Genomic DNA, 22,051 nt, shown 5'->3' with positions numbered 1-22,051 from the left:
CTCCTTTAAAAGTTTATTTTTCTTTTTCTCATGCCTACTCCTAAAACTAAACCAATGCTACTTAAAGATGATACTAAAGAACTTCCTCCATAACTTATTAATGGCAAAGTAACACCTGTAACAGGAATTAGTGCCATTGTCATACCAATATTTTGTATTGTCTGGTATGCAAACATACTCATTACACCGACTATTATTAATGTTCCATAGAAATCCTCTATCTGACCTGCTATAGTTATCATTCTTATTAAAAACATAGCATATAGAGATATAATGGTAATCATTCCTATAATCCCTAATTCTTCACCTATAACAGCAAATATAAAATCGCTATCCTGAACAGGCAAGAAGTTACTATTATTTTGTGTTCCATTATATAATCCTTTACCTTTAAGCCCTCCTGAGCCTATTGCTATCATAGACTGAACAACTTGATAGTTCCCTGCATAACTTAAATCATCTGGATGCAAAAATGCCTGTATTCTAACCTTTTGATGGGGTGCCATAGACAAATATATAAGAGGTACTGATACTATAAGAATTATAAAAGCATTCTTAATTATTTTCATATTTAAACCTGCAGTAAAAAGCATACCTGCTATTATACATCCAAATACTATAGTTCCTCCAAGATCCGGCTGAATTAACATTAGTATTAATATTGGCATCGCATATAAAATAACTGGTATCAAGTCTTTTATGGTATTTAATTTACCTCTACTTCTCTCAACTATTTTAGCATAACTAACAATAAATGTAAGCTTAACTAGTTCTGATGTTTGAAGATAAAGTGGACCTAGTTTTATCCACCTTCTCGATCCTTCTTGTACTTTTCCTAATCCAGGTATCCACACAGAAACTAGTAATATTATACTTAAAATATAAAATAATTTATACCTTTTACCCAATTTTCTATAGTCTACTAATAGCATAGAAATAATTATTACAACTGCTAATGCAAATGCTATTAATTGCTTAGTTATCTTATTATAATTTCCAGTATATTTTGTATGAGTCGCACTACTTAACATTAATATTCCAAACCCAAATATTAAAAATATAATTATTATTAACTTCCAATCTATCTCTTTATATAATTTATAATTTATCTTTTTCATATTCCACCTTATCTATTTATTATTTGCAAACTAAAATATTTTACATAATTAAAAGCCCAAGATATGAAAAGCTATCCTAGGCTAATTAAATTCAAATTATTATATTCCTAAAAATAATTTTGCTAATGTAAAGTAAACCATTAAAGCAAATGCATCCACAATTGTAGTTATTAATGGACTAGCCATTATTGCAGGATCACATTTTAATTTTTTAGCAATAATAGGTAAAATACCACCCACTATTTTTGCTATTATTACTGTGAAAAATAAGCTTCCACAAACAGTTAAACAAACCATTATATCTACCTTTTGTAATAAATAAAGTCTTAAGAAATTAACTACTGATAAAACTGTCGCTACTATTAAACTAACTCTAAATTCTTTTGTCATTACTTTTAGGTAGTCTTTTATTTTTATATCTCCTAATGCTAAACCTCTTATTATTAAAGTTGATGATTGAGAACCTGCATTTCCACCTGTATCCATAAGCATAGGTATAAATGAAGCTAGTATCACTACTGATTGAAGTACATCTTCAAATTGCTGAATAATGCTTCCTGTTACCATGGCAGAAATCATAAGTACTAGCAGCCAAACAACACGATGCTTTGCAAGTGTAAAAACTGATGTTTTTAAATAAGGTTCATCAGTAGGTTCCATTGCAGCCATTTTTTGAAAGTCCTCTGTATTTTCTTGTTCAATAATATCTACTACATCATCTATTGTTATTATACCTACTAATCTCTCTTCATTGTCTACTACTGCCATAGAGACTAAATCATATTCTTTAAATAAGTAAGCTATTCTTTCTTGGTCCTCTGAAGTCTTTGCATATACGCTAGAGTTATCCATAATATTTTCTATTAATTCATCTTCTTTACTCAATATAAGACTCTTAATTGGTAGTATACCTTTTAGTCTTCTATATTTGTCTATAACAAAACAAGTATCAATTGTTTCTTTATTGACTCCAGTTTTTCTAGTATGCTCTATTGCTTCTTTTACAGTCATCTCTTCTTTTAAGTCAACAAACTCTATTGTCATAATAGATCCTGCTGAGCATTCTTTGTATTTCAGAAATTGATTTATAAACTCTCTCTTTTGTGGAGAAGTATTTCTAATCACCTTTTTAACCACATTTGCAGGAAGCTCTTCTATAAAATCAACTGTATCATCTAAAAATAATTTTTCTATAACCTCTTTAACTTCATCATCTGAAATAGATTCAACTATATACTGCTGAGATTCTTGTTTTAAATATGAAAACACCTCTGCTGCCGTATCTTTTTGCAGTATTCTAAATACTAATATTAAATCACATGGTTCTAAGTACATCATGTTCTTAGCTATATCAACTGAGTTTTTTTCTTGTAAATATTCGCTAAGTTCTATAATTTTGTTATTTTTTATCATTTCCATTATTGTCATTGCCATGATATATCTCCTCTCAGAGTTCATAGCATTTAATCTACACAATTAAAGCCCAACATTATAAAATTTTACCTTGATTGTGATTTCTATGAACTCTATAAAACATTCTTTTTCGTACTCTTTTATTAGCCTTAAGGGACTATCGTCCATATCCTCACACTCCTTAAAAAATTTATTTTATGGCTCATTAAATTTCCTATCATAATTATACAAAAACAATATGGAGAAATTATGGAGTATAAAAAAATACCAGGTAAAACTATACATAGTTTTACCTGGTATTTTATATATATTAACTTCTTATCTATCTTAGTGGTGTCCACAACCATCATGAGAACATGTATGGTTTGTAGGGAACTGTTGTAATTTATCTTCTTTAAGTAGTTCTAGATTTTCTCCAATAGTGTCAGCTGCTGATCTATATACTTTTATCCCCATTGAATTTAATTTCATTATCGCACCTTGACCTATACCACCTACTACTACAGCATCTACTACATTACCTTCTAATGCTTTAATAGGTTGACATTTGCCATGCTCATGTCCTAAGTCACCATTATTTACTGATTTAACATCTCCACTATCCAAATCGCATAATACAAACAATGGAGCTGATCCAAAATGCCCATAAGGTTTACTATCTAATCCTTTATTTACTTCAACTGGTATACAAACTTTCATTTTTATTTCTCCCTTCTTCTACAACATTTTTTTATAGATTTACAACCTAGATTACAACTAATATTATTTGCTGTAATTCGTCTTATATCTAGTAGTTCTTGACTAGTTTGACTATTAACTGAATTTATGAAGCCTACACATTTTTCAAATGCATTTTCATTTATTTGATACAATACGTAATAACCTTCTTTACAACCAGTTATTATATTTGCTTCTTTTAATACTTTTATATGTTGTGAAACTGCGGAGTCTGATATCCCTAAGTATTTTGATATACCTTTTTGGCAAATATTTCTAGTTGATACTAAAACCAATATGTTTAATCTAGTCTCATCACTTAAGGCTTTAAATACCCTAGCTAAATCATTCATATATACCTCTTATTTAATTAAGTAATTACTTAACTAAATTGTAGTACTCTTAATCAAATTTCGCAAGGCATATTTTAATTATTTTCATATAAAATTTTCTATTTACTTACAATAAAAAACCTTTTGATTGTTTAAATCAAAAGGTTTTTTTTAATAGTATATAAAATTTAATATTTAAATTCTTATTGGTTTTTCTTAGCTTCTATCTTTAACTTATCTAAATAAGATACTGCATTTAAAGCAGCTATATATCCTTGACCAGCTGATTTTATATATGCATATGGTTTACCTACACAGTCTCCTGCTGCAAAACAACCATCTATACTAGTCTTCATATTTAAGTCTACCTTTATATGAGGACCATCAGTTTCAATTCCAGGAACTAATGATTTTGGAGATGCACTATCTTTTATAACAAATACACCATCAACATCTATTTCCTTACCTTTAAATGCAACTTTATTTACAAGATTTTCTCCATGTATTTGTAAAGGTCTATCATTTATTACTTCGATAGAACTATCTAAATCATGAGAAGATCTCATTAATTTTTCATTTTTATACATTGGTATAAAGTATGTCTTTGATGCTATTTCATTTAGGAAATTTGCTTCTTCTTCAGACTCTTTATTATAACCTATTACAGCTACTTTTTTATCTCTATAAAGTGGCGCATCACATGTTGCACAATATCCTACACCTTTACCTAAGAATTCTTCTTCACCTTTTATTGGTTTTCCATATTCTACTCCAGTAGCTAGTATTACAGTAGTACTTTCATACATTTCATCGCCACTCATAAGTGCAAAATAATCACCCATAGCATATATATTATTAATTTTCTTTTGAGATATCTCTATATCCATATTTTTTATATGCTCTTTGAATTTATCTTTTAAATCGTCACCACTTATATCATGGAAACCTAAATAGTTATCTATTGATGGAGCTTTAACTAACTTATTGCTTAAGTTTTCAGTTCCAAATACTATAATATTTTTATTTCTTATTTTTGCATTAATAGCTGCTGATAATCCAGCTGGGCCACTACCTACAATTGCTATATCATATCTCATATATACCACCTATTTATTTTTATTTTTATTTTTTATAAGTGTTTTTGAACCTTTGCTTTAATTTTTTCTTTAGGCATAAACCCTACTAGTGACTCTACTGGCTTTCCATCTTTAAATATCATCATTGTTGGAACTGTAGATATTCTAAATTGTTGAGCTATCTCTAGACTTTGATCTATATCAACTTTTACGAATCTTGCTTCTCCATCCATTTCTTGTCCTAATGCTTCAAATACTGGAGTTAACATTTTACAAGGTCCACACCAAGTTGCGAAAAAGTCTACAACTGTAACTCCTGATCCATTTTCAACATCACTTCTAAATTGAGAAGTATTTACTATTTTAGCCATTTCTTTAGCCCTCCTAAATATTTTCACACTATATATTATGAATATTATCAAATTATAGTTAATAAATATAAAAATTTGTTTTGTTTTTGTTTATATTCCAATTATACCCATAGTTTGTAGGTGAAATCAAATTTTTTTATATATTTTTATTTGATAAATTAGGTATAGAAATTTTAAATTCTGTGCCTTTTCCTAAAATAGAATTTACCTCTACTTTTCCTTTTAGATTTAATATAATCATTTTTGCAATAGATAACCCAATACCAGATCCATCTATATCTTGATTCCTTACATTTTCACTTCTAAAAAATCTGTCAAATATAGATGATAATTCTTTTTCCTTTATACCAATTCCAGTATCTTTTATATAAATATCTATGCTATTTTCTTTTTCTTCTATAATATCTATAGAAATACTATCTCCTTTTTTAGTGTATTTAAATGAATTATCAATGAATATAAGAAGCATCTGTCTTAGTTTATTTTTATCTGTAATTATATATTTATTCCTTAATTCATAACTTATATTAAAACTTTTATTCTGAAACTCTGCAATATCTGCATAGTCATTTGAAATTTCATCTATAAGTTGCTTTATATCTAACTTCTCTAAATTTGTTTTTGTTATGGAATCCTCTTTAGTAAGAGACAATAAATCACTTATCATCTTTTTTAATCGCCTAGTTTCTTTCATTGCATCTGCAATAGTTTCTACTTCATCACTTACTATATTATTTGGATGTTTTAATAGACTTTCTAATTTTGATGACACAATTGCAATTGGAGTTCTAAGCTCATGAGATGCATCCTGTATGAATTTTTCTTGATTCACCCAAGCTGTTTCTATAGGTACAAGTGCCTTTTTAGTTAAATATACCGCTACATAATATGTTATTATTACTGAGGCAAATATTCCTATAACTAATACAAACATAAGTTGTTTTAAAGAACTTACTTCTGAGTCTATATTTCTTATTATTTGCATAGTATACTTTCCAACCTTAACCTTTAATTCTCTAAAAGTATATCCATTTTCTGTATATGTAAAGTACTCATTATTCTTATCTTCTCTTTTATTTGGTAATACTCCGTCAAAATATCTATTTTCTGTATAATATCTAACTCTTCCATTTTCATAAACATATACCATATCTCTGGGGTCTTTAAGTGTCATTGGATTAAAAAAAGAGTTACTAGAAAGTTGAGTAGTTATATACTCAAACTCTTCCTCTAGCTTAGAATCTATACCTTGGTTAGTAAGACCTTGAAAGTAAGAATAAATAAATAAAGAGAAAATCACTAAAAAACTTCCTACTACAAGTATATTTATCTTTATCAAGCTATTTTTAGTTTTTGTTAATACATTTTTATTTGTCATCAAACATGTATCCTACCTTACGTTTAGTCTTTATATACTTATCATATCCAAATTTACTTAGCTTCTTTCTTATATTACTAATATATACTTCTACTATCTCAATAGTAGCATCAGAGTCAATTCCCCATATTCTATCGTATATTTGCTCTTTAAGTAGAATTGACCCTTTATTTAAAAGTAAATACTCTAATAAATTAAATTGTTTATTTTGAAGGTCAATCTCAACACCTTCTACAAACACCCTTCTTTTATTTAAATCTAATTGCAATCTTTCAAATTCTAAAGTATTTAAAGTCTTAAGCTTTCCTGTAGTTCTAAGTATCGCATACACACGTGCCACTAGTTCTTCCATATAAAAAGGCTTAGTCAGATAGTCATTTGCACCTATAGAAAAAGCCCCTACTTTATCATCTAGAGATTCTTTTGCTGTAAGTATAATTACTGGTGTAGATATTCCAGTGCCTCTCATACTTTTTAAAATATCAAGCCCTCCTATATTTGGAAGCATCAGATCTAGAACAATCAAGTCGTATATATCTTGATTTATTAAATACAATGCCTCTTCGCCTTCTTCACATTTATCTACTTCAAAATGACTACTAAGTTCATTTACTATACTATTTAAAAGTTTTATATTATCTTCAACTACTAATATCCTCACTACTTACCTCCATAACAAGTTATTTTCATTTCAATTATATCTATAAAATATAAATTAATCTATAAGTATTTATGTTTTATTCTACTCCATTATCTTCAAATATTACTTATATTCTCTCTAATCTTTTAAAGTGATTAATAATATCTTCATCTAAATATTTTTCAAACAATAATAACTCATCATAAGGATTTCCATCTAGTTTTAGAAGTTTTGCAAATGCAGGCTCTGTTTTCATACCATCTTCTTTAAGCTTAATAATATTATTTTTAAAATCCTTACCAAGTAAATTCATAATTCTATATTCTACTAGCATATGCCTATATCCATTTGCTTTATCTACATTTTCTTTAGATGCATATATTTCTATCTCTATCTCTTGAGCTTTAAAATTACATACAACAATATTCTCTGCATGACAATCAACCTTAAAATCATCATATCCACTAAAGTTTTGTTTTAATACATATATAAACCCTACAAAATCTCTAACTTCACATATAATATCTAAATCGCTTGTATTAATATCAATGTCTATAGGTATAGTACCTACTAACACTGGTGTATACTCTTTTAAAATATTAAATATATTAATATTTGTAAGTATATTATAGCTTTTAATTTGTTTTTCATTACCATATTTTAGATATTCTATATTTTTAAAGTCTATATATTTCATTAATCTTCTCCTCTTATACTATAAAAAATCAAATAATGTTGCTCCTTGAACCTCTATAAAATCGTCTAACCTCTTCTTAGCTAAATTTATGTACCATGTTTTATCTAATTTCTCGGAAGCATTCTTATCCACTATATTTTCATTTATTATAAATGCTCGTTCTGGTGTGTTAGCAATCTTCTCTGGATTTTTGAAATCATCTTTTACCTTCATTACACAAGGATCACTTGCATTTTTGCTAGCAAATACTCTAAGTATTTTTAGACCTATTTTTTCATTTCCATATAGAGCGTACTTATATACCCCTGTTACCTTAACACATTTTTGAAAATCTATAAGTTTATTTGCATTTTGTATTGTTTCTTCAATCTCTACTCCATTTATAAGATATTCTTTCAATGCTTTGTTTACTATCGGCAAATCATTATCTAATAAGCTTAGTTTCTTCACATAAGCACCCTTACTCTTCACCCTTCCATCTTCTTGTATGAATATATAATTATTAACATCCTTTTGAATTACCTTTTTTATCATATCATGATCTAGTTCCATATAAGTTCTTTCGCACCATTTTCTACAAAGCTCTAAGTACTTATTAACATCTTCTTTACTCTGAAACTTAAACATAACACCATCTGTATTTCCTTGAATAAACTGAGCTGTTTCTCCAAATGTCAATTCAACTTTTTCTATAAGGTCTAATAACAACAACTGCCCATTGACACAAATTCCATTTGCAATCTGAGGATCATATAAGTCATTATTTCTATCTTTACTTGCACCAAAAGTTGAGTTTAAAACTATTTTTAATGGATATTCTTTAGGATCCTTGCCTTTTTTAAGCTCCATCCTTCTATCTCTTATCTGCTTGTATTTTTCAGGATTCTTTACATTTCTACTCAATAAATTATAATTTATTATAATCGATGGATAAAATGAGCTTACGTCGCTATTTACTATAAAGTCTTCTGCCATATATTTTTTCCTTGCAGAATGTAACCCTCCCCATCCAAAGTCAGTTTCCACATTATAAACATTTGTTTTTAGGCTCTTTTTGTAGTTTCTGTTATCTATATCTTTATACCAATCTTCTATAAACTTGTATTTACTAATATCTAAAGTTTTTATAATTTCAAAGTCAAATTCATCATTTCTCTCATAATTTGGTCTTTTAGCACCTAAAATAAAGCTACTCAATTGAGCCTTTGACTTATTAAATTGATTTTGTTCTAAGTTAAAAAGCTCTATTAATCCTTCCTGAGCTTCATATTCATGCTTAACTTGATTAAATACTTTTAGAGTCATTCTAACATCATGTAAACAATATCTTGTAAGTTCTTGTATCTGATCTTCTGTAGGATAAGTTTCCATATCAAATGATATACTACTTTCAACTATACTTTCGCCCATATATAATTCAAGTTCTTTAAGACTTTTAAACCCATCCCCTAGTTCAAAGAAAATTAATTCCTGACTATATAGTCTTCTATCCACTCGTCCTCCAGGCAATTTTTCTTTTATCATTTTATCAGATACCATACACGGGTTTATATTTGATAAAATAGCCTTCATAATCCATTGATCATATCCTCTTATATTGTATCCTAACCATACACTATTTTTATTTTTACTAAATACTCTTAAAAATTCCTCTCTGTCATTTACGATTGTGTGTTCAAGCCCACTTTTTACATCCTTCATACAACACATCCAAAAATTAGCTTTAGAGAGTACTTCAAAATCTATAATAATTAATCTTTTTTTCATAATTTATATCTAATAACAGCATAATATACAACTATTATTAAAGCTCACATCCTTTCATCCGTTTGTTATATTATATACTTTACCCCATTCTTTAATTTATTTAAAATATATAAACTAAATTTTATCAAAATTAACTATTTATTTTATTTTTTGTAAAATAAATTAGCTTGTAAACTAATTAGTCTACAAGCTAAAATTTAATTTAAAACACTTTGTTTATTCTCTATCTTTTCTTCAGAGGTATTGTAAAGTTTTTTTGTTTTTAGTAAGAATACAAATATAATAATCATTAGTACTCCTTTTACAACACTTGATAAAGTAATACTCCACCATACTCCATTTAACCCTAAAATTTCCGGCTTTGATATTAAGTAAGCTAATGGTAATCTCATACCAGTAAAGACTGTAATAATAACTGATGGTATAAAAGTTCTTCCAAGACCTCTAAATGCTCCTGCTGTTATTATTTCTAGACACATAAATAACTGAGAGAATCCTAGTATTTCAAGATAAATAGCGCCTTTAATTATTGCATCATTTTCATTTATAAACATACTGAATATTGGCTTCCCTAAGAAGATTAGAACTAATGTCGTAAAAGTTCCCCATATCAACGAAACTATTAGTGCTATCTTACATCCTTTATTTATTCTATCATATTTTTTAGCCCCATAGTTCTGACCAACAAAGCTTCCTAGTGCTACAGCTAATCCTTCAGCACTCATCCACGAAATTGCCTCTATTTGAGATCCAACCTTCTGAACTGCAACAGCCACTGGCCCAAATGAAGCGACTATAACTCCAAGTACCATTGAAAATACTGTAAACATTCCACTTTGTACTGCTACAGGAAGACCTAGTTTGTATAACACCTTATAATACTGCATCTCAATATTTTTAAATAGCTTGATCTTAAAATATGCCTCTTTACTTTTAAATATTATTATTAAGAAACAAAGAAAAACGACTATCTGTGCTGCTACAGTTGCAATTGCAGCTCCGGCTACTCCAAGACCTGGTATAGGGCCTATACCAAATATTAATAGTGGATCTAATATAATATTACTAATCAATCCTATTGTATTAATTTTAAAAGGAGTTTTGCTATTACCTAGTCCATTGAATATTGCTGTAAATACTGGGTTTATAAAATAAAATACCATTCCAAATGCCATAATAATTAAGTATTGCTTAGAATTTTCTATTACTTCAATATCCCCTAAATTAAATAAACCTATTAATTGCTTGTTGAATATTAATAAAGTTAATGTATATAAAAATGCCAATATTATATTTATTTCTATTGCTGATTTTATATAAGACTTGGTAGATTTTAAGTTATTTTCGCCTATACTTTGCGCTACTTTTATTTCTCCTCCCACCTTAGAAAACATTATAAATGCCATTGCTAGCCATGGGTAAAATCCTGCCGTTCCAACGGATGCTACAGCATTACTACCTAATTTACCAACCCACATCATATCAATCATGTTATATGCCATTTGTATAAATGATGTTCCCATAATAGGTAGAGATAGTTTAATTAACTTTTCTGTTATCTTTCCTTGTGTTAAATCTATTCTGTTTTTCATTTTACCTCCTAAATAATTAACTCCTTTATTATAATAGCTTATGAATATAAAATTGTATATGTTTTTAAATACCCAAAATAAAAATAAGGCAATGAGTAAATTTAAAATAGTAGGAAATAATAAGCTATAAACTTAAATTTTTTTAAAGGAGCATTAACATGTTGAGAAATAAATTTACATATATATCGGATATGTTAATTTTAATTTTAGGTTGCTTTATAATGGCTGTTGGACTTAATACTTTTCTAGAACCTTATACTATTGCATCTGGTGGTTTAACAGGTCTTGCTATAGTATTAAACAAAATTTTTTCTGTTAAGCTATGGATTATAAACCTATTATTTAATATTCCATTATTGGTATTTGGATTTAAAATACTTGGCAAGAAGAACTCATTTAAAACTCTTGAGGGTATATTGTTTCTAACACTATTTCTCGGTTTAACTGAACCATTGACTCATATGCTGGTTACAGAAGATATATTACTTTCTGCGATTGCAGGAGGAATTGTAGTTGGTATTAGCCTTGGATTACTATTTAGAATAAATGCATCTACTGGTGGTACTGAACTAGCCTGTCTTATACTTAATAAAATCTTCCCATTTATTAGTATTTCCACATTCATGTTTATCATAGATGGTATAGTTATTATACTTGCTGGATTTGTAACTAGAAATATAGAAACTGCACTCTACGCAACAGCTTCTTTATATATAACTGTAAAAGTCTCAGATGTTATAGTAGAAGGATTTGATTTTTCAAAAGCGGCTCTAATCATTAGTGATACCCCAGAGGATTTGAGTAAAAATATAATGAATGAGCTAGGTCGTGGAATTACTTTCTTAGAGGGTCGTGGTGGGTATTCTAATTTAGGAAAAGACATTATCTTTATTGTTGTTTCTAAACGAGAAGAAACTTCACTAATAAGATTAGTTCATACAGTTGATCCATCTGCCTTTATTGTAATAACTACTGTTCATGATGTATTTGGAAATGGTTTTAAACCTATCAATATTGAATAATAGTAATAATATAAAAGCCTTCAGATTTGAAGGCTTTTGGTTTTATATAAATTTGTACTTATTTATTCTTTACAGGGTACAAGTTCTATAATACTTTCTCTCATTAGAGCTTTTATACTACTTTTCTGTATTCCATTATACCTTCTACCATCTACTTCAACCTTCGGCATATACCCCTTGTTTATTACTTTACAATCAGTTCTTTGTTTTTTAAAATGGTTACATATTCTCCAAACTAATTCATCTACATCTGTAATTATACTTTCAACTTCAATAGCTATACTTTCTTCACTACATACCTTCATAATTATATCTCTATTCCCTTTCCTTTCTGTTCTATATAATTCTATAAATTTTACTTAATTCCACTTTACCTATTTAAAATTTTATATATTTTTAATATATCCCACTTTGAATTGAAACTTACCACAATTATCACAAACTTTGCATATAGTATACAGTATAATTTATTATATCTTATTATCTCATAAAAGTTACACTATATTTTTATAAAAATACGTTAATTCTAATATGAATCTTTTAAGATTATATATAATTATTTTTAAGTATTATATTCCATTATATATATATTGTCATCAACTTTTCTAATAGTTATTCTTTTATTGCAATATTTTTATATTGTACCTATATTTAGAGTTATAATTAATCACTATCTAGACTTATGCCTTTGCTTCCCTTTATATGCTTCATTTTCTATAATATTTAAATGTTTGTTATCTTACGTTGTAATAGAATTCTTCTTTTTATTTAGATTTCCTCTTATTTTTTATATTAATTTTATTTTTAAGTCAAAAAGAATGTATTTAAAATTATTTTAAATACATTCTTTTATCTTTATAGTTTATTTAGATACTCCACATACCCTCGCTCTTCCATTTTATCTTTTGGAATAAATTTTAGTGCTGCAGAGTTTATACAAAATCTAATTCCTCCAAGCTCCTTTGGTCCATCATCAAATACATGACCTAAATGAGAATCTCCTTCTTTGCTTCTAACTTCAACTCTTTGCATTCCATGAGAATTATCTTGATATCCAATTATCGAATCTTTATTCACTGATTTTGAGAAGCTAGGCCATCCACATCCAGAATCAAATTTATCCTTAGATGAGAATAGCACCTCCCCGCTTACTATATCTACATATATACCTTCTTCTTTATGATCATAAAATTCATTATTAAATGCTGGCTCTGTCATATTATTTTGTGTTACCTCATATTGTATTGGACTTAGATGTTCTTTAGCCCATCTTCTTTTTATATAATCAAATCTACCTGAGCCTTTAAAGTATCTATTGTAGTGTTCAGGATTTTTTTTATAATAGTCTTGATGATATTCTTCAGCCTCATAGAACTTGACTGCAGGTATTATTAATGTAGATATAGTGCTATCAAACTCTTTACTTTTTTCTAAATCCTCTTTAGATTTTAACGCTAATTCTCTTTGTTTTTCATCATGGTAAAAAATTGCTGTTTTATACTTATGTCCCCTATCATGAAATTGTCCACCTTCATCAGTAGGATCAATTACCTTCCAGAATATATTAAGCAGCTTATTGTAACTTATATTTTCATCATCATATGTAATTTGAATTGCTTCAATATGCCCAGTTGTATCAGTACATACTTCTTCATAAGTAGGATTCTCTTTATACCCTCCAGTATATCCCGAAACTACCTTCTCTACTCCATTGTATTTATCAAAAGGCTTTACCATACACCAAAAGCATCCACCTGCAAAGGTTGCTATTTTTTTCATATACACCAACTCCTCATGGATTTTTATTTTATTTATTCCCTCAATATACTGTATCTAATCCATAACTTTGTAATCGTTTATTATATGAAATTATTTATAAATCAAATATTTCTATTTCCTTTTTTTATTCTATTCTGTTAATGTTATATTCTTTGTATTTGCTGTTGCACTTTGTATATTTACTTAGCTTGATGTATATATTCTCTATATCTTCCTCACTAAGCACATCCATACAACTATTTGAAATAGCATCTATTGTATCAATCAATTGGTTTCTTTTTATTACTTTAATATAAGCGCTTTTTATATTTGTTACTTTTAATTTACATCTCTCACTAAAAACAATTATCGAAAATACGTCATTAATACTGATATCCTCTATAATTTTTAGCATATGTATAATATGACTTTTATTTTGATATATCGGACTATAGAATCTATTTCGTACTTTATCTCCTAATATTTGTGTCCAATACTTATTATTTCCTATACCATAAATAGATCCACTGTAGTCCTTAGATTCTATTACAAATACTCCATATTTATTAATAAGAACCATATCAACCTCTGTAGTTTTATCGTCATAACTTGGAATGTACAAATTTGTAATAATCTTAAAGTATCCCTCCGTTTTTGTTAAATCTTTATATATTAGGTACTCTCCAAATACCCATTTATTATTTATAATATCAATAAATTTTATACCTGAAGTATTTCTATAATCTTTACTAAAGATGTACATACATATAATCATAGTTATTAAAGTAAATATTGTTATTAATATAAGCAAAAATACAATTTTCATATTCTAGATACCCCTTGCCTTTAAAATATATAATTTATACTAACGATTATTGTCATATAATCATAATCTTATAACTATATTATATTTCTAAGTTATATTTTTAAAATTTTACTAAAGTACATTATCTTTTTCAATTTTTTATAATATTACTATTCATAAAAAATAAAATTCATTGATATTATTAAGATAATATCAGATACATAAACTTCTTATAAACATAATTTTTTTATATTATTTTGTTTTTTGTTATTGAGAATTACATTGCTTTGAACTACACTTTGTTCAAAGATATTCTTTTTTTAAATGTACTCTACTATATATTAATGGGGGTGTTATTATTTTTACTACTTATACAAGTGAAAATTGCTATCTTAATGTCAGTAATGCTCTTAGAGATAGAATGAATTCTCACTTTAATATTTATGATAATTACATAACTAGTAATTATTCCTTTGATTTTATGGGGGAATTTGTATTATCTAATTCAAGATTCTTTCTCAGCAAAAAAAATGTAATATGGTCTTATGATAACAATGAATACGTATTTGTCAAAAGTTTTGAAAGTCTATCAAAAAATCATTTCAGTGAATTTATTCTTCCATTTTCAAATTTTGCATTAAATAATTTTGTAAAGCCAGATGAAAATCACATGTCAACTTATATTACAATGTTCTTATCAGCACAAGAAATAGATGCAGATTTGATTAATTATATAAAAAGATATAATAAGCGTAAAAGCTACAGCTTCGGTCTTAGAGGATATTCTAATTTTAGAATTATTCTTTTCAATAGTAATACTCATGAATTTTTCTACAACAAAGACACTAAAGACGCAATAAAATTTTATAAGGAGGTTTTATTATCATGAATACTTTTACATTATTGATAGGTAGTGCCATTATCTTAGCAGTTGCTTATGTGCTTTATGGCGGATACCTTGCAAAAAAATGGGGTGTTGATGACTCAAGAAAAACACCCGCTCATACAAAATATGATGGCGTGGACTATGTACCATCAAAAGCTCCAATACTTATGGGACATCATTTTGCTTCAATTGCTGGGGCTGGTCCTATAATGGGTCCTGTTCAAGCAGCTATATTTGGGTGGATACCTGTAACCTTATGGATATTAATAGGTAGTATATTCTTCGGTGGAGTTCAAGACTTTGGTTCTTTATTTGCATCAATTAGACATGATGGAAAATCTATAGGCGAAATAATTGAAGCTAATATGGGAAACAAAGGTAAAAAACTATTCTCTCTATTTGCTTGGCTTACTTTAATACTCGTAGTTGCCGCATTTTCAAATATTGTTGCAGATAGCTTTGTAAGTACTCCTGCTGCTGGTACTGCCTCCATATTATTTATAATTCTAGCTATTTGTTTTGGTATTGCTGTATATAGATTTAAATGTCCTCTATCAATAGCTACAATTGTTGGTGTAATACTATTGTTTATTTGTATATATGTTGGATTTTTATTCCCAATAGTTTTATCTAAGAATGTTTGGATAGTATTACTTTTACTTTATATCTTTATTGCTTCTGTAACACCTGTATGGATACTACTTCAACCAAGAGATTATTTGAACTCATATTTATTATATGCTATGATGGCAGGTGCTTTGATAGGTATAACTGTACTTAGACCTGAAATTCAAATGGATGGATTTACTGGATTTACAGTAAATGGTCAATATTTATTCCCAGTTTTATTTGTAACAGTTGCTTGTGGTGCAATATCTGGTTTCCACTCATTAGTTGGTTCTGGTACTTCTGCTAAGCAACTGTATAAAGAAAGTGATGCTAAAAAAATAGGTTATGGATCAATGCTTGTAGAAGGCTTACTTGCTATAGTTGCACTTATAACTGTTGCGTATATATCTAATGGAGATTTCAACAATCTTTTATCTAATGGTGGTCCCGTTAATGTATTCTCTGAAGGTATTGCAAACTTTATGCTATCATTTGGCATACCTTTTAATATTGGTAAAACATTCACATCTCTTGCAATATCAGCATTTGCGCTTACTTCTTTAGATACTTCTACTAGACTTGCAAGATTTATATTTCAAGAGTTTTTTGATGGTAAATCAAGTAAAGCTAATGATACTAAATCTCAAAAAACTACATCAAAGAATCCACTTACAAACATGTATGTATCAACTGCGTTAACAGTTGTAGTTTCTGGCTTATTAGCTGTTATGGGCTATCAGAAAATATGGCCAATATTTGGTTCTGCAAACCAATTGCTCGCTGCAATAGCTCTTCTTGCAATAGCTTTATGGTTGGCTAAATCTAAGAAAAGTTTCAAAGAACTTGTTATCCCAATAGTATTTATGTTTATTGTTACTATGTTCTCTTTAATATTAAATATAAAAGCAAATATTGGAGTAAATTATGCTTTAGTTATAATAGCTGCTGTCTTATTAGTGCTTGCTGCCATTCTAATTTTTGAAGCAATAAAAATAATTAAAAATACTGGTGTTGGAGGACTTACTCCAGAATCTACCTCAGATACTGAAAAAAATAAAAATGAATAATTAGTGTAAAATAATATATAAATGGGTTGTGATGTTAATTAATAATATTGCAATCCGTTTTTAATTTTATAGTTTTATCATAACAAATTCATTATAAAAAAAGATTAGAATATTATCTACTAATATCCTAATCTCTTATATCTCATCTGAGTATTAATCTAAATATTTACCCAATTAATAAGTCTATATCTTCTTTATAAAGCATTACATCAACTTCATTTAAGTTTTCAACTAAATCAGTTTTGCTCATAATATTTTCATTTATCATTAGATTTACTGCGCTTTTTAGTATCTCTGGATTATTTGCTTTTATAGTGTCATCTAACGGCTCTTTCTTTAACCATCCTTGCTTTTGCATTTCATTCATTAGATAATTATATCTCTTATAACTTAAATTACCTAATTGATAAGCTCTAAATAACATAGTAGAAACTGGAACCTTCCATTTTTTCTTTAAAGACAAATAATCTTCTAAGCTATCTGTATTATTTAAATCTTTTGTAAACTCTTCTCTTGGAAGTAAGAATGATGCTGCAAATTCATCCTTTGAAAATTTCTTTGCTGATAATCCTAACTCATTACTTATTATAAATCCAAGCTCATAAGCCAAATCATTATTTCTTACTGGTGCACAATTTTCATCATTTCCTAAACAAACTAAATAAGTAGATACCTTATTTATACTTTGCTTTTGAGTAAGTGGTGTAGCAAATTTTTTATCTACATTCATAGCAGATACTATTATCCCATTAGATTCCACAGCTTCAACTAAGTTTTCTATAGGTCCATTGCCTAACTCCCAGAAGTTTCTTAATGTCGTAGCAAGTTCTTCTACTGATGAGTTTCTATTCATCTTCTTTGGTAATATTAACTCTGGTAATGATACATATCTATTTAAATATGAGTGAATTCTATGAATCATTATAATCTTTTCTCTAAAAGATATTTCTTCTACTCTAGGTAGTACTGATTGAGGATTGAAGTGACTACCTTCAACTATAACTCTTGTACCTTCATTCTCAAAGAAATATTCCTTTGGGAAGTTAAGTGCTTTTGATATTTTTATAGCGTTTTCTGGTGTTGGTCTATATTTATTATCTTCAAATGCTAATATATCTTTTCTATTTACATTTATATCTTTAGCTAGTATATCTACAGTCTTACCTCTATAAGACCTCGCTATTTTTAATCTTTTTCCGTTGAATACCTTATTATTTCTCATACTTGTCGTCTCACTTTCTGATCATTTACATACCAGCGTTTTATAATGTCCTCTGGCATTAAATAAGCTCTGGATATCTTTGATACTCAGAGCTTTTTCTAAATTATTATTTTGATATAATAACATAATTATTCACTATAGTCAATTAAAGCTATTTGTTATGTACTTCTTTGTATGACTTTAAGCCATATGCAGATTCTGCAGATTTAACTGCATTTATAACTGCTCTTTCCATAACTCTTGCTGATAATAATCCAACCACACTTAAGTCTGCCTCTACTTCACCTGTTGATAAAGAAAAAATAGTGTCACCATCATATATAGAGTGTGCTGGTCTCATGGTTCTACCAAATCCATTATGAGTCATAGATGCTATTTTAGTAATTTCTGACTTATCAAATTTTGCATTGGTTACTACTATACCTATTGTTGTATTACCTGAAAATAGATTTGTCTTATCATAATAGTTGTTTACCATAGATTTTTCCGTATCAATAAACGTATTACTTTCATTGTCTATCATACCAGCTATAATTTTTGTATTTTCATCCGGGTCTACAACATCACCTAAACAATTTACAGCTACAATAGCACCAACTTGAAGTTCTCCTACTTGAACCGCATATGTTCCAAGTCCACCCTTCATTGCATTTGATATTCCATTGTACTTACCAACAGCAGCTCCACAACCTGCCCCTACATTACCATTAGGACAGTCTATGTTGTTTGCATTTTCACATGCTTCATATCCCATCTCTAGATTAGGCCTTACATCGTGTTTACCTACTACTAAATCAAACAGACATGCTCCACATACAATAGGAACCTTAGTTACTTTTACATCAAACCCTATATTATTTTCTTCTAAATATTTCATCACTCCACTGCAAGAGTCAAGACCAAATGCGCTTCCTCCTGATAATACTACTGCATGTATTTGATTAATCATATTTACTGGATTTAATAAGTCTGTTTCTCTCGTTGCTGGAGATCCACCTCTTACATCTACTCCAGCCGTAGCACCATTTTCACAAATAACAACACTACACCCTGTACCAGCTTCAACATCTTGCATATGCCCTAGCTTTATTCCACTTATATCCGTAAACTTTATTTCTTTCATAACTTCCTCCTGCAATTTGATTATGTAAATAAATCACTATTATTTTAAAGTTTGTATAATATTTATTTTACCATTTTATAATAAATAAGAGTATAATATATCTTATTATATTGTGAACTTTAATATCAGTAATACAACTATTCATAGCTTTTTAGGAGGATAAAATGGATATTATACAACAAATAACCGATGAATTAAAAAGGATTGTTGCCAAGTTACTACTTGGTAAAAAATTCCCTGAGTATGAAGATATGGTTATAGAGTACAATAATGAAGAAAGTATTCTACTTATTTCCTTAACAAGACTTATAATTGAAGGCAAGATAAATGAGGCAGAGAATATTTTATTTGATGCTGTAAAAAACAGTAACTATAAGAATATATCCGGTGTAGTTATAGATTTTTACAGTATGCTACTAGATAAATCTGATGATGAACTATCATCTCTTAACTTTTCTAAAGAAGAGATATATGAAGGAATTGAAGATATTAAGAAATTATTGTAGGTGCAAATAATTTATATAAAAAAGCTATAAAAATATACATCCTAAGTATATTCTTATAGCTTTTTTAATTTCACATACAAATTTAATTTATAGTAAATTATTATAATGTATTATTTAGTATACACTCCCCAGAAAGTCTCTATCGTTTCTTTATCTGGCCTCTTAGTTAATTTGGACACTATAATAAATAATATTAAAGATATTAAAAGAGGTAGTACTATTGTATGAGTCCCAAAAGGTCTTGACCAAATATTACTGAATAATATATAACTTCCTATGCCTGAAACTATTGCAGCTATTGCACCTTCTGCATTTGCTCTTTTCCAGTACAGACCTAAAATTATCGGCCATAAAAAAGTAGCTATAATACCTGCATTAGCATATAAATTTAGCCAAACAATTAACTCTGGTGGATTAAATGCAACTAGATATATTGCAATTCCAATTAATGCAGTAGCTAATATACTTATCTTTCCAGTTTTTTTAGAATCATTTTTTATATTAGGCTTTATATAGTTTATATATAAGTCATTTACTATTGCCCCAGATGCAACTAATAGCTGAGAATCAACTGTAGACATTATAGATGCTAAAGGACCAGCCAAAAGTATACCTGCTATTGCTGATGGGAATAGTTGTGTAGTAAGTGTTGGGATAACCAAGTCTCCTGAATCTATACCACTTACTAGTGTAACACCAAATGCACCTACTAAATGCATTCCTAATAGAAGTATCATTGATACTATTGTTCCATACTTAATACCTTGATGTAAACTCTTTGTATCCTTGTAACTCATTGCTCTTTGAGATACCGACGGAATACCAACTACCGCAAATCCAACTAATATCCAAAATGATGTTACCCAAAGTATTGTCATATTGCCTTCATTAACACCAAATGGAGTAATCATACCTGGGTTCACTGCAGCCATATTTTGAACTATTGTTTCAACTCCACCACCAGCAACTACTGCCCCTATAAAAATAGTAATAGTCGCTATTGTCATAATTACACCCTGTATAGTATCTGATAAAGTAACCGCTCTAAATCCTCCAATTACGGTATGCACTATAACTGTAACACCAAATGCTGTAAGTGCTATATTGTAGTCTAAACCTACTGCACCTTGCAAAAGTCTAGCTGCACCTACCCATTGAGCAGCCATAGCAGCTATAAAAAATGCCACGATAGAAACAGATGTTAATATAACCACTACATTAGATTTGTATCTAGCTCTTAAAAAATCTGTTATTGTTACTGCATTTATTTTTCTAGCTATTATAGCAAATTTTTTCCCAAGTACTGCTAAGGTAAAATATCCTGTTGGCATCTGTGCCATAGCTAAAAATACCCATCCCAAACCTTGAGTGTAGGCAGTCCCTGGTCCTCCTATAAAACTACCTGCACTTAAGTATGTAGTAACTAAAGTCATTGCTAGTACAAAACCTCCAAGACCTCTGCCTCCTGTCATGTACTCATCCATAAATCCATTTTCGCTATTTTTAGAATTTCTAGCTTTATTTACAAATTTCATTGAATAAAATCCTACTGCAAATACAGCTATAAAATATATAATTATTGGAATTAATACTCCATAGTCAATATTTCTCATTATCTACTGCTGTCCTTTCTATACTCTTCTACTTCCTCTTTAGACAAAGGTCCAAGTGGCATATTTTTAAAGAATTTGTTTATCATTATTACTGTCAATATTGAGAATAGCACTCCTCCAACTATGCAACTCATGAAAAACCATGCTGGAAAACCTAAGATATAAGTATATTCACTTACTGGCTTACTCCCTAATCCATATCCCCATCCAAACCACCATACAAGATTTATTATTCCAAGTCCCAATCCCATAAGTGCTTCTTTATTACACTGCTTATATCTAGGATCTTCTATAATTTCGTATGTATCTGAATTCTTATTATTGTCCATCTGAGCAAGT

The 22,051-nt window shown here is 28.6% G+C and carries 22 protein-coding genes; 4 read left to right on the top strand and 18 right to left on the bottom strand.

Annotated elements, in window-relative coordinates; all coding sequences use genetic code 11:
* Positions 1-5 precede the first annotated feature (5 nt).
* The 11 genes from CHL78_RS03655 to CHL78_RS03605 all read right to left on the bottom strand — a co-directional run bounded on the left by CHL78_RS03655 (position 6) and on the right by CHL78_RS03605 (position 11,101).
* Entirely contained in the window at positions 6-1,118 is a 1,113-nt protein-coding gene (locus CHL78_RS03655) for an FtsW/RodA/SpoVE family cell cycle protein (protein ID WP_094368537.1), read from the bottom strand.
* Positions 1,119-1,217: 99 nt separating this feature from the next.
* On the bottom strand, positions 1,218-2,552 hold the full coding sequence (gene mgtE, locus CHL78_RS03650) for a magnesium transporter (RefSeq protein WP_094368536.1): 1,335 nt from the start codon (positions 2,550-2,552) through the stop codon (positions 1,218-1,220).
* Positions 2,553-2,858: 306 nt separating this feature from the next.
* Positions 2,859-3,230 (bottom strand): NifB/NifX family molybdenum-iron cluster-binding protein, encoded by a 372-nt coding sequence (locus tag CHL78_RS03645; protein WP_116041206.1) that lies wholly within the window; start codon positions 3,228-3,230, stop codon positions 2,859-2,861.
* Between the two features lie 2 nt (positions 3,231-3,232).
* Complete coding sequence (locus tag CHL78_RS03640) at positions 3,233-3,601, bottom strand: ArsR/SmtB family transcription factor (RefSeq protein ID WP_094366871.1); 369 nt, start codon at positions 3,599-3,601, stop codon at positions 3,233-3,235.
* 182 nt (positions 3,602-3,783) lie between these two features.
* On the bottom strand, positions 3,784-4,677 hold the full coding sequence (locus CHL78_RS03635) for an NAD(P)/FAD-dependent oxidoreductase (protein ID WP_199533982.1): 894 nt from the start codon (positions 4,675-4,677) through the stop codon (positions 3,784-3,786).
* A 32-nt stretch (positions 4,678-4,709) separates the two neighbouring features.
* Positions 4,710-5,027 (bottom strand): thioredoxin, encoded by a 318-nt coding sequence (gene trxA / locus CHL78_RS03630; RefSeq protein WP_094366869.1) that lies wholly within the window; start codon positions 5,025-5,027, stop codon positions 4,710-4,712.
* Between the two features lie 136 nt (positions 5,028-5,163).
* Positions 5,164-6,405 (bottom strand): sensor histidine kinase, encoded by a 1,242-nt coding sequence (locus tag CHL78_RS03625; RefSeq protein ID WP_094366868.1) that lies wholly within the window; start codon positions 6,403-6,405, stop codon positions 5,164-5,166.
* Entirely contained in the window at positions 6,395-7,066 is a 672-nt protein-coding gene (locus CHL78_RS03620; protein WP_094366867.1) for a response regulator transcription factor, read from the bottom strand. The genes CHL78_RS03625 and CHL78_RS03620 overlap by 11 nt, the downstream gene beginning before the upstream one ends.
* Before the next feature lie 106 nt (positions 7,067-7,172).
* The gene (locus CHL78_RS03615) at positions 7,173-7,742 is read right to left on the bottom strand and encodes a DUF4269 domain-containing protein (protein WP_094366866.1); all 570 of its coding nucleotides are present in this window, start codon (positions 7,740-7,742) and stop codon (positions 7,173-7,175) included.
* A gap of 18 nt (positions 7,743-7,760) precedes the next feature.
* Positions 7,761-9,509 (bottom strand): DNA polymerase domain-containing protein, encoded by a 1,749-nt coding sequence (locus tag CHL78_RS03610; protein WP_243446360.1) that lies wholly within the window; start codon positions 9,507-9,509, stop codon positions 7,761-7,763.
* Between the two features lie 197 nt (positions 9,510-9,706).
* Entirely contained in the window at positions 9,707-11,101 is a 1,395-nt protein-coding gene (locus CHL78_RS03605; RefSeq protein ID WP_094366865.1) for an MATE family efflux transporter, read from the bottom strand.
* A gap of 158 nt (positions 11,102-11,259) precedes the next feature.
* Between CHL78_RS03605 and CHL78_RS03600 the strand changes: the two genes are divergently transcribed.
* Positions 11,260-12,123, top strand: a complete 864-nt coding sequence (locus CHL78_RS03600) for a YitT family protein (protein WP_094366864.1) — start codon at positions 11,260-11,262, stop codon at positions 12,121-12,123.
* Between the two features lie 62 nt (positions 12,124-12,185).
* On the opposite strand, the gene CHL78_RS03595 is transcribed toward CHL78_RS03600, so the two are convergent.
* From CHL78_RS03595 to CHL78_RS03585, 3 genes are all read right to left on the bottom strand, one after another.
* A complete protein-coding gene (locus CHL78_RS03595; RefSeq protein ID WP_094366863.1) occupies positions 12,186-12,428 on the bottom strand; it encodes a hypothetical protein in 243 nt (80 codons plus the stop codon).
* Positions 12,429-12,978: 550 nt separating this feature from the next.
* Positions 12,979-13,902, bottom strand: a complete 924-nt coding sequence (msrA, locus tag CHL78_RS03590; protein ID WP_094366862.1) for a peptide-methionine (S)-S-oxide reductase MsrA — start codon at positions 13,900-13,902, stop codon at positions 12,979-12,981.
* 124 nt (positions 13,903-14,026) lie between these two features.
* Entirely contained in the window at positions 14,027-14,707 is a 681-nt protein-coding gene (locus CHL78_RS03585) for a nuclease-related domain-containing protein (protein ID WP_094366861.1), read from the bottom strand.
* Between the two features lie 460 nt (positions 14,708-15,167).
* Between CHL78_RS03585 and CHL78_RS03580 the strand changes: the two genes are divergently transcribed.
* Both CHL78_RS03580 and CHL78_RS03575 read left to right on the top strand, forming a co-directional pair.
* The gene (locus CHL78_RS03580) at positions 15,168-15,575 is read left to right on the top strand and encodes a hypothetical protein (protein WP_158540626.1); all 408 of its coding nucleotides are present in this window, start codon (positions 15,168-15,170) and stop codon (positions 15,573-15,575) included.
* Positions 15,572-17,248, top strand: coding sequence for a carbon starvation CstA family protein (locus tag CHL78_RS03575; protein WP_094366859.1), 1,677 nt, complete (start codon positions 15,572-15,574; stop codon positions 17,246-17,248). Before CHL78_RS03580 ends, CHL78_RS03575 begins: the two co-directional genes overlap by 4 nt.
* A gap of 166 nt (positions 17,249-17,414) precedes the next feature.
* Here the strand turns inward: CHL78_RS03575 and CHL78_RS03570 are convergent, their stop codons facing one another.
* Together CHL78_RS03570 and CHL78_RS03565 are read right to left on the bottom strand one after the other, a co-directional pair.
* The gene (locus tag CHL78_RS03570) at positions 17,415-18,470 is read right to left on the bottom strand and encodes an XRE family transcriptional regulator (RefSeq protein WP_094366858.1); all 1,056 of its coding nucleotides are present in this window, start codon (positions 18,468-18,470) and stop codon (positions 17,415-17,417) included.
* 151 nt (positions 18,471-18,621) lie between these two features.
* Positions 18,622-19,593, bottom strand: a complete 972-nt coding sequence (locus CHL78_RS03565) for a P1 family peptidase (protein ID WP_094366857.1) — start codon at positions 19,591-19,593, stop codon at positions 18,622-18,624.
* A 164-nt stretch (positions 19,594-19,757) separates the two neighbouring features.
* Here CHL78_RS03565 and CHL78_RS03560 point away from each other — a divergent pair, with 164 nt between their 5' ends.
* Complete coding sequence (locus CHL78_RS03560) at positions 19,758-20,099, top strand: DUF6483 family protein (RefSeq protein WP_094366856.1); 342 nt, start codon at positions 19,758-19,760, stop codon at positions 20,097-20,099.
* A 110-nt stretch (positions 20,100-20,209) separates the two neighbouring features.
* Here the strand turns inward: CHL78_RS03560 and panF are convergent, their stop codons facing one another.
* Entirely contained in the window at positions 20,210-21,712 is a 1,503-nt protein-coding gene (gene panF, locus CHL78_RS03555) for a sodium/pantothenate symporter (RefSeq protein ID WP_116041204.1), read from the bottom strand.
* A complete protein-coding gene (locus CHL78_RS03550; RefSeq protein WP_094367249.1) occupies positions 21,712-22,041 on the bottom strand; it encodes a YhdT family protein in 330 nt (109 codons plus the stop codon). The genes panF and CHL78_RS03550 overlap by 1 nt, the downstream gene beginning before the upstream one ends.
* Positions 22,042-22,051: the final 10 nt, after the last annotated feature.

Origin of the sequence: Romboutsia weinsteinii, from assembly GCF_002250835.2 — a bacterium.
Classification (GTDB): domain Bacteria; phylum Bacillota; class Clostridia; order Peptostreptococcales; family Peptostreptococcaceae; genus Romboutsia_A; species Romboutsia_A weinsteinii.
Note: the sequence above shows the minus strand (reverse complement) of the source record. Positions and strands in the feature narration are given on the sequence as shown.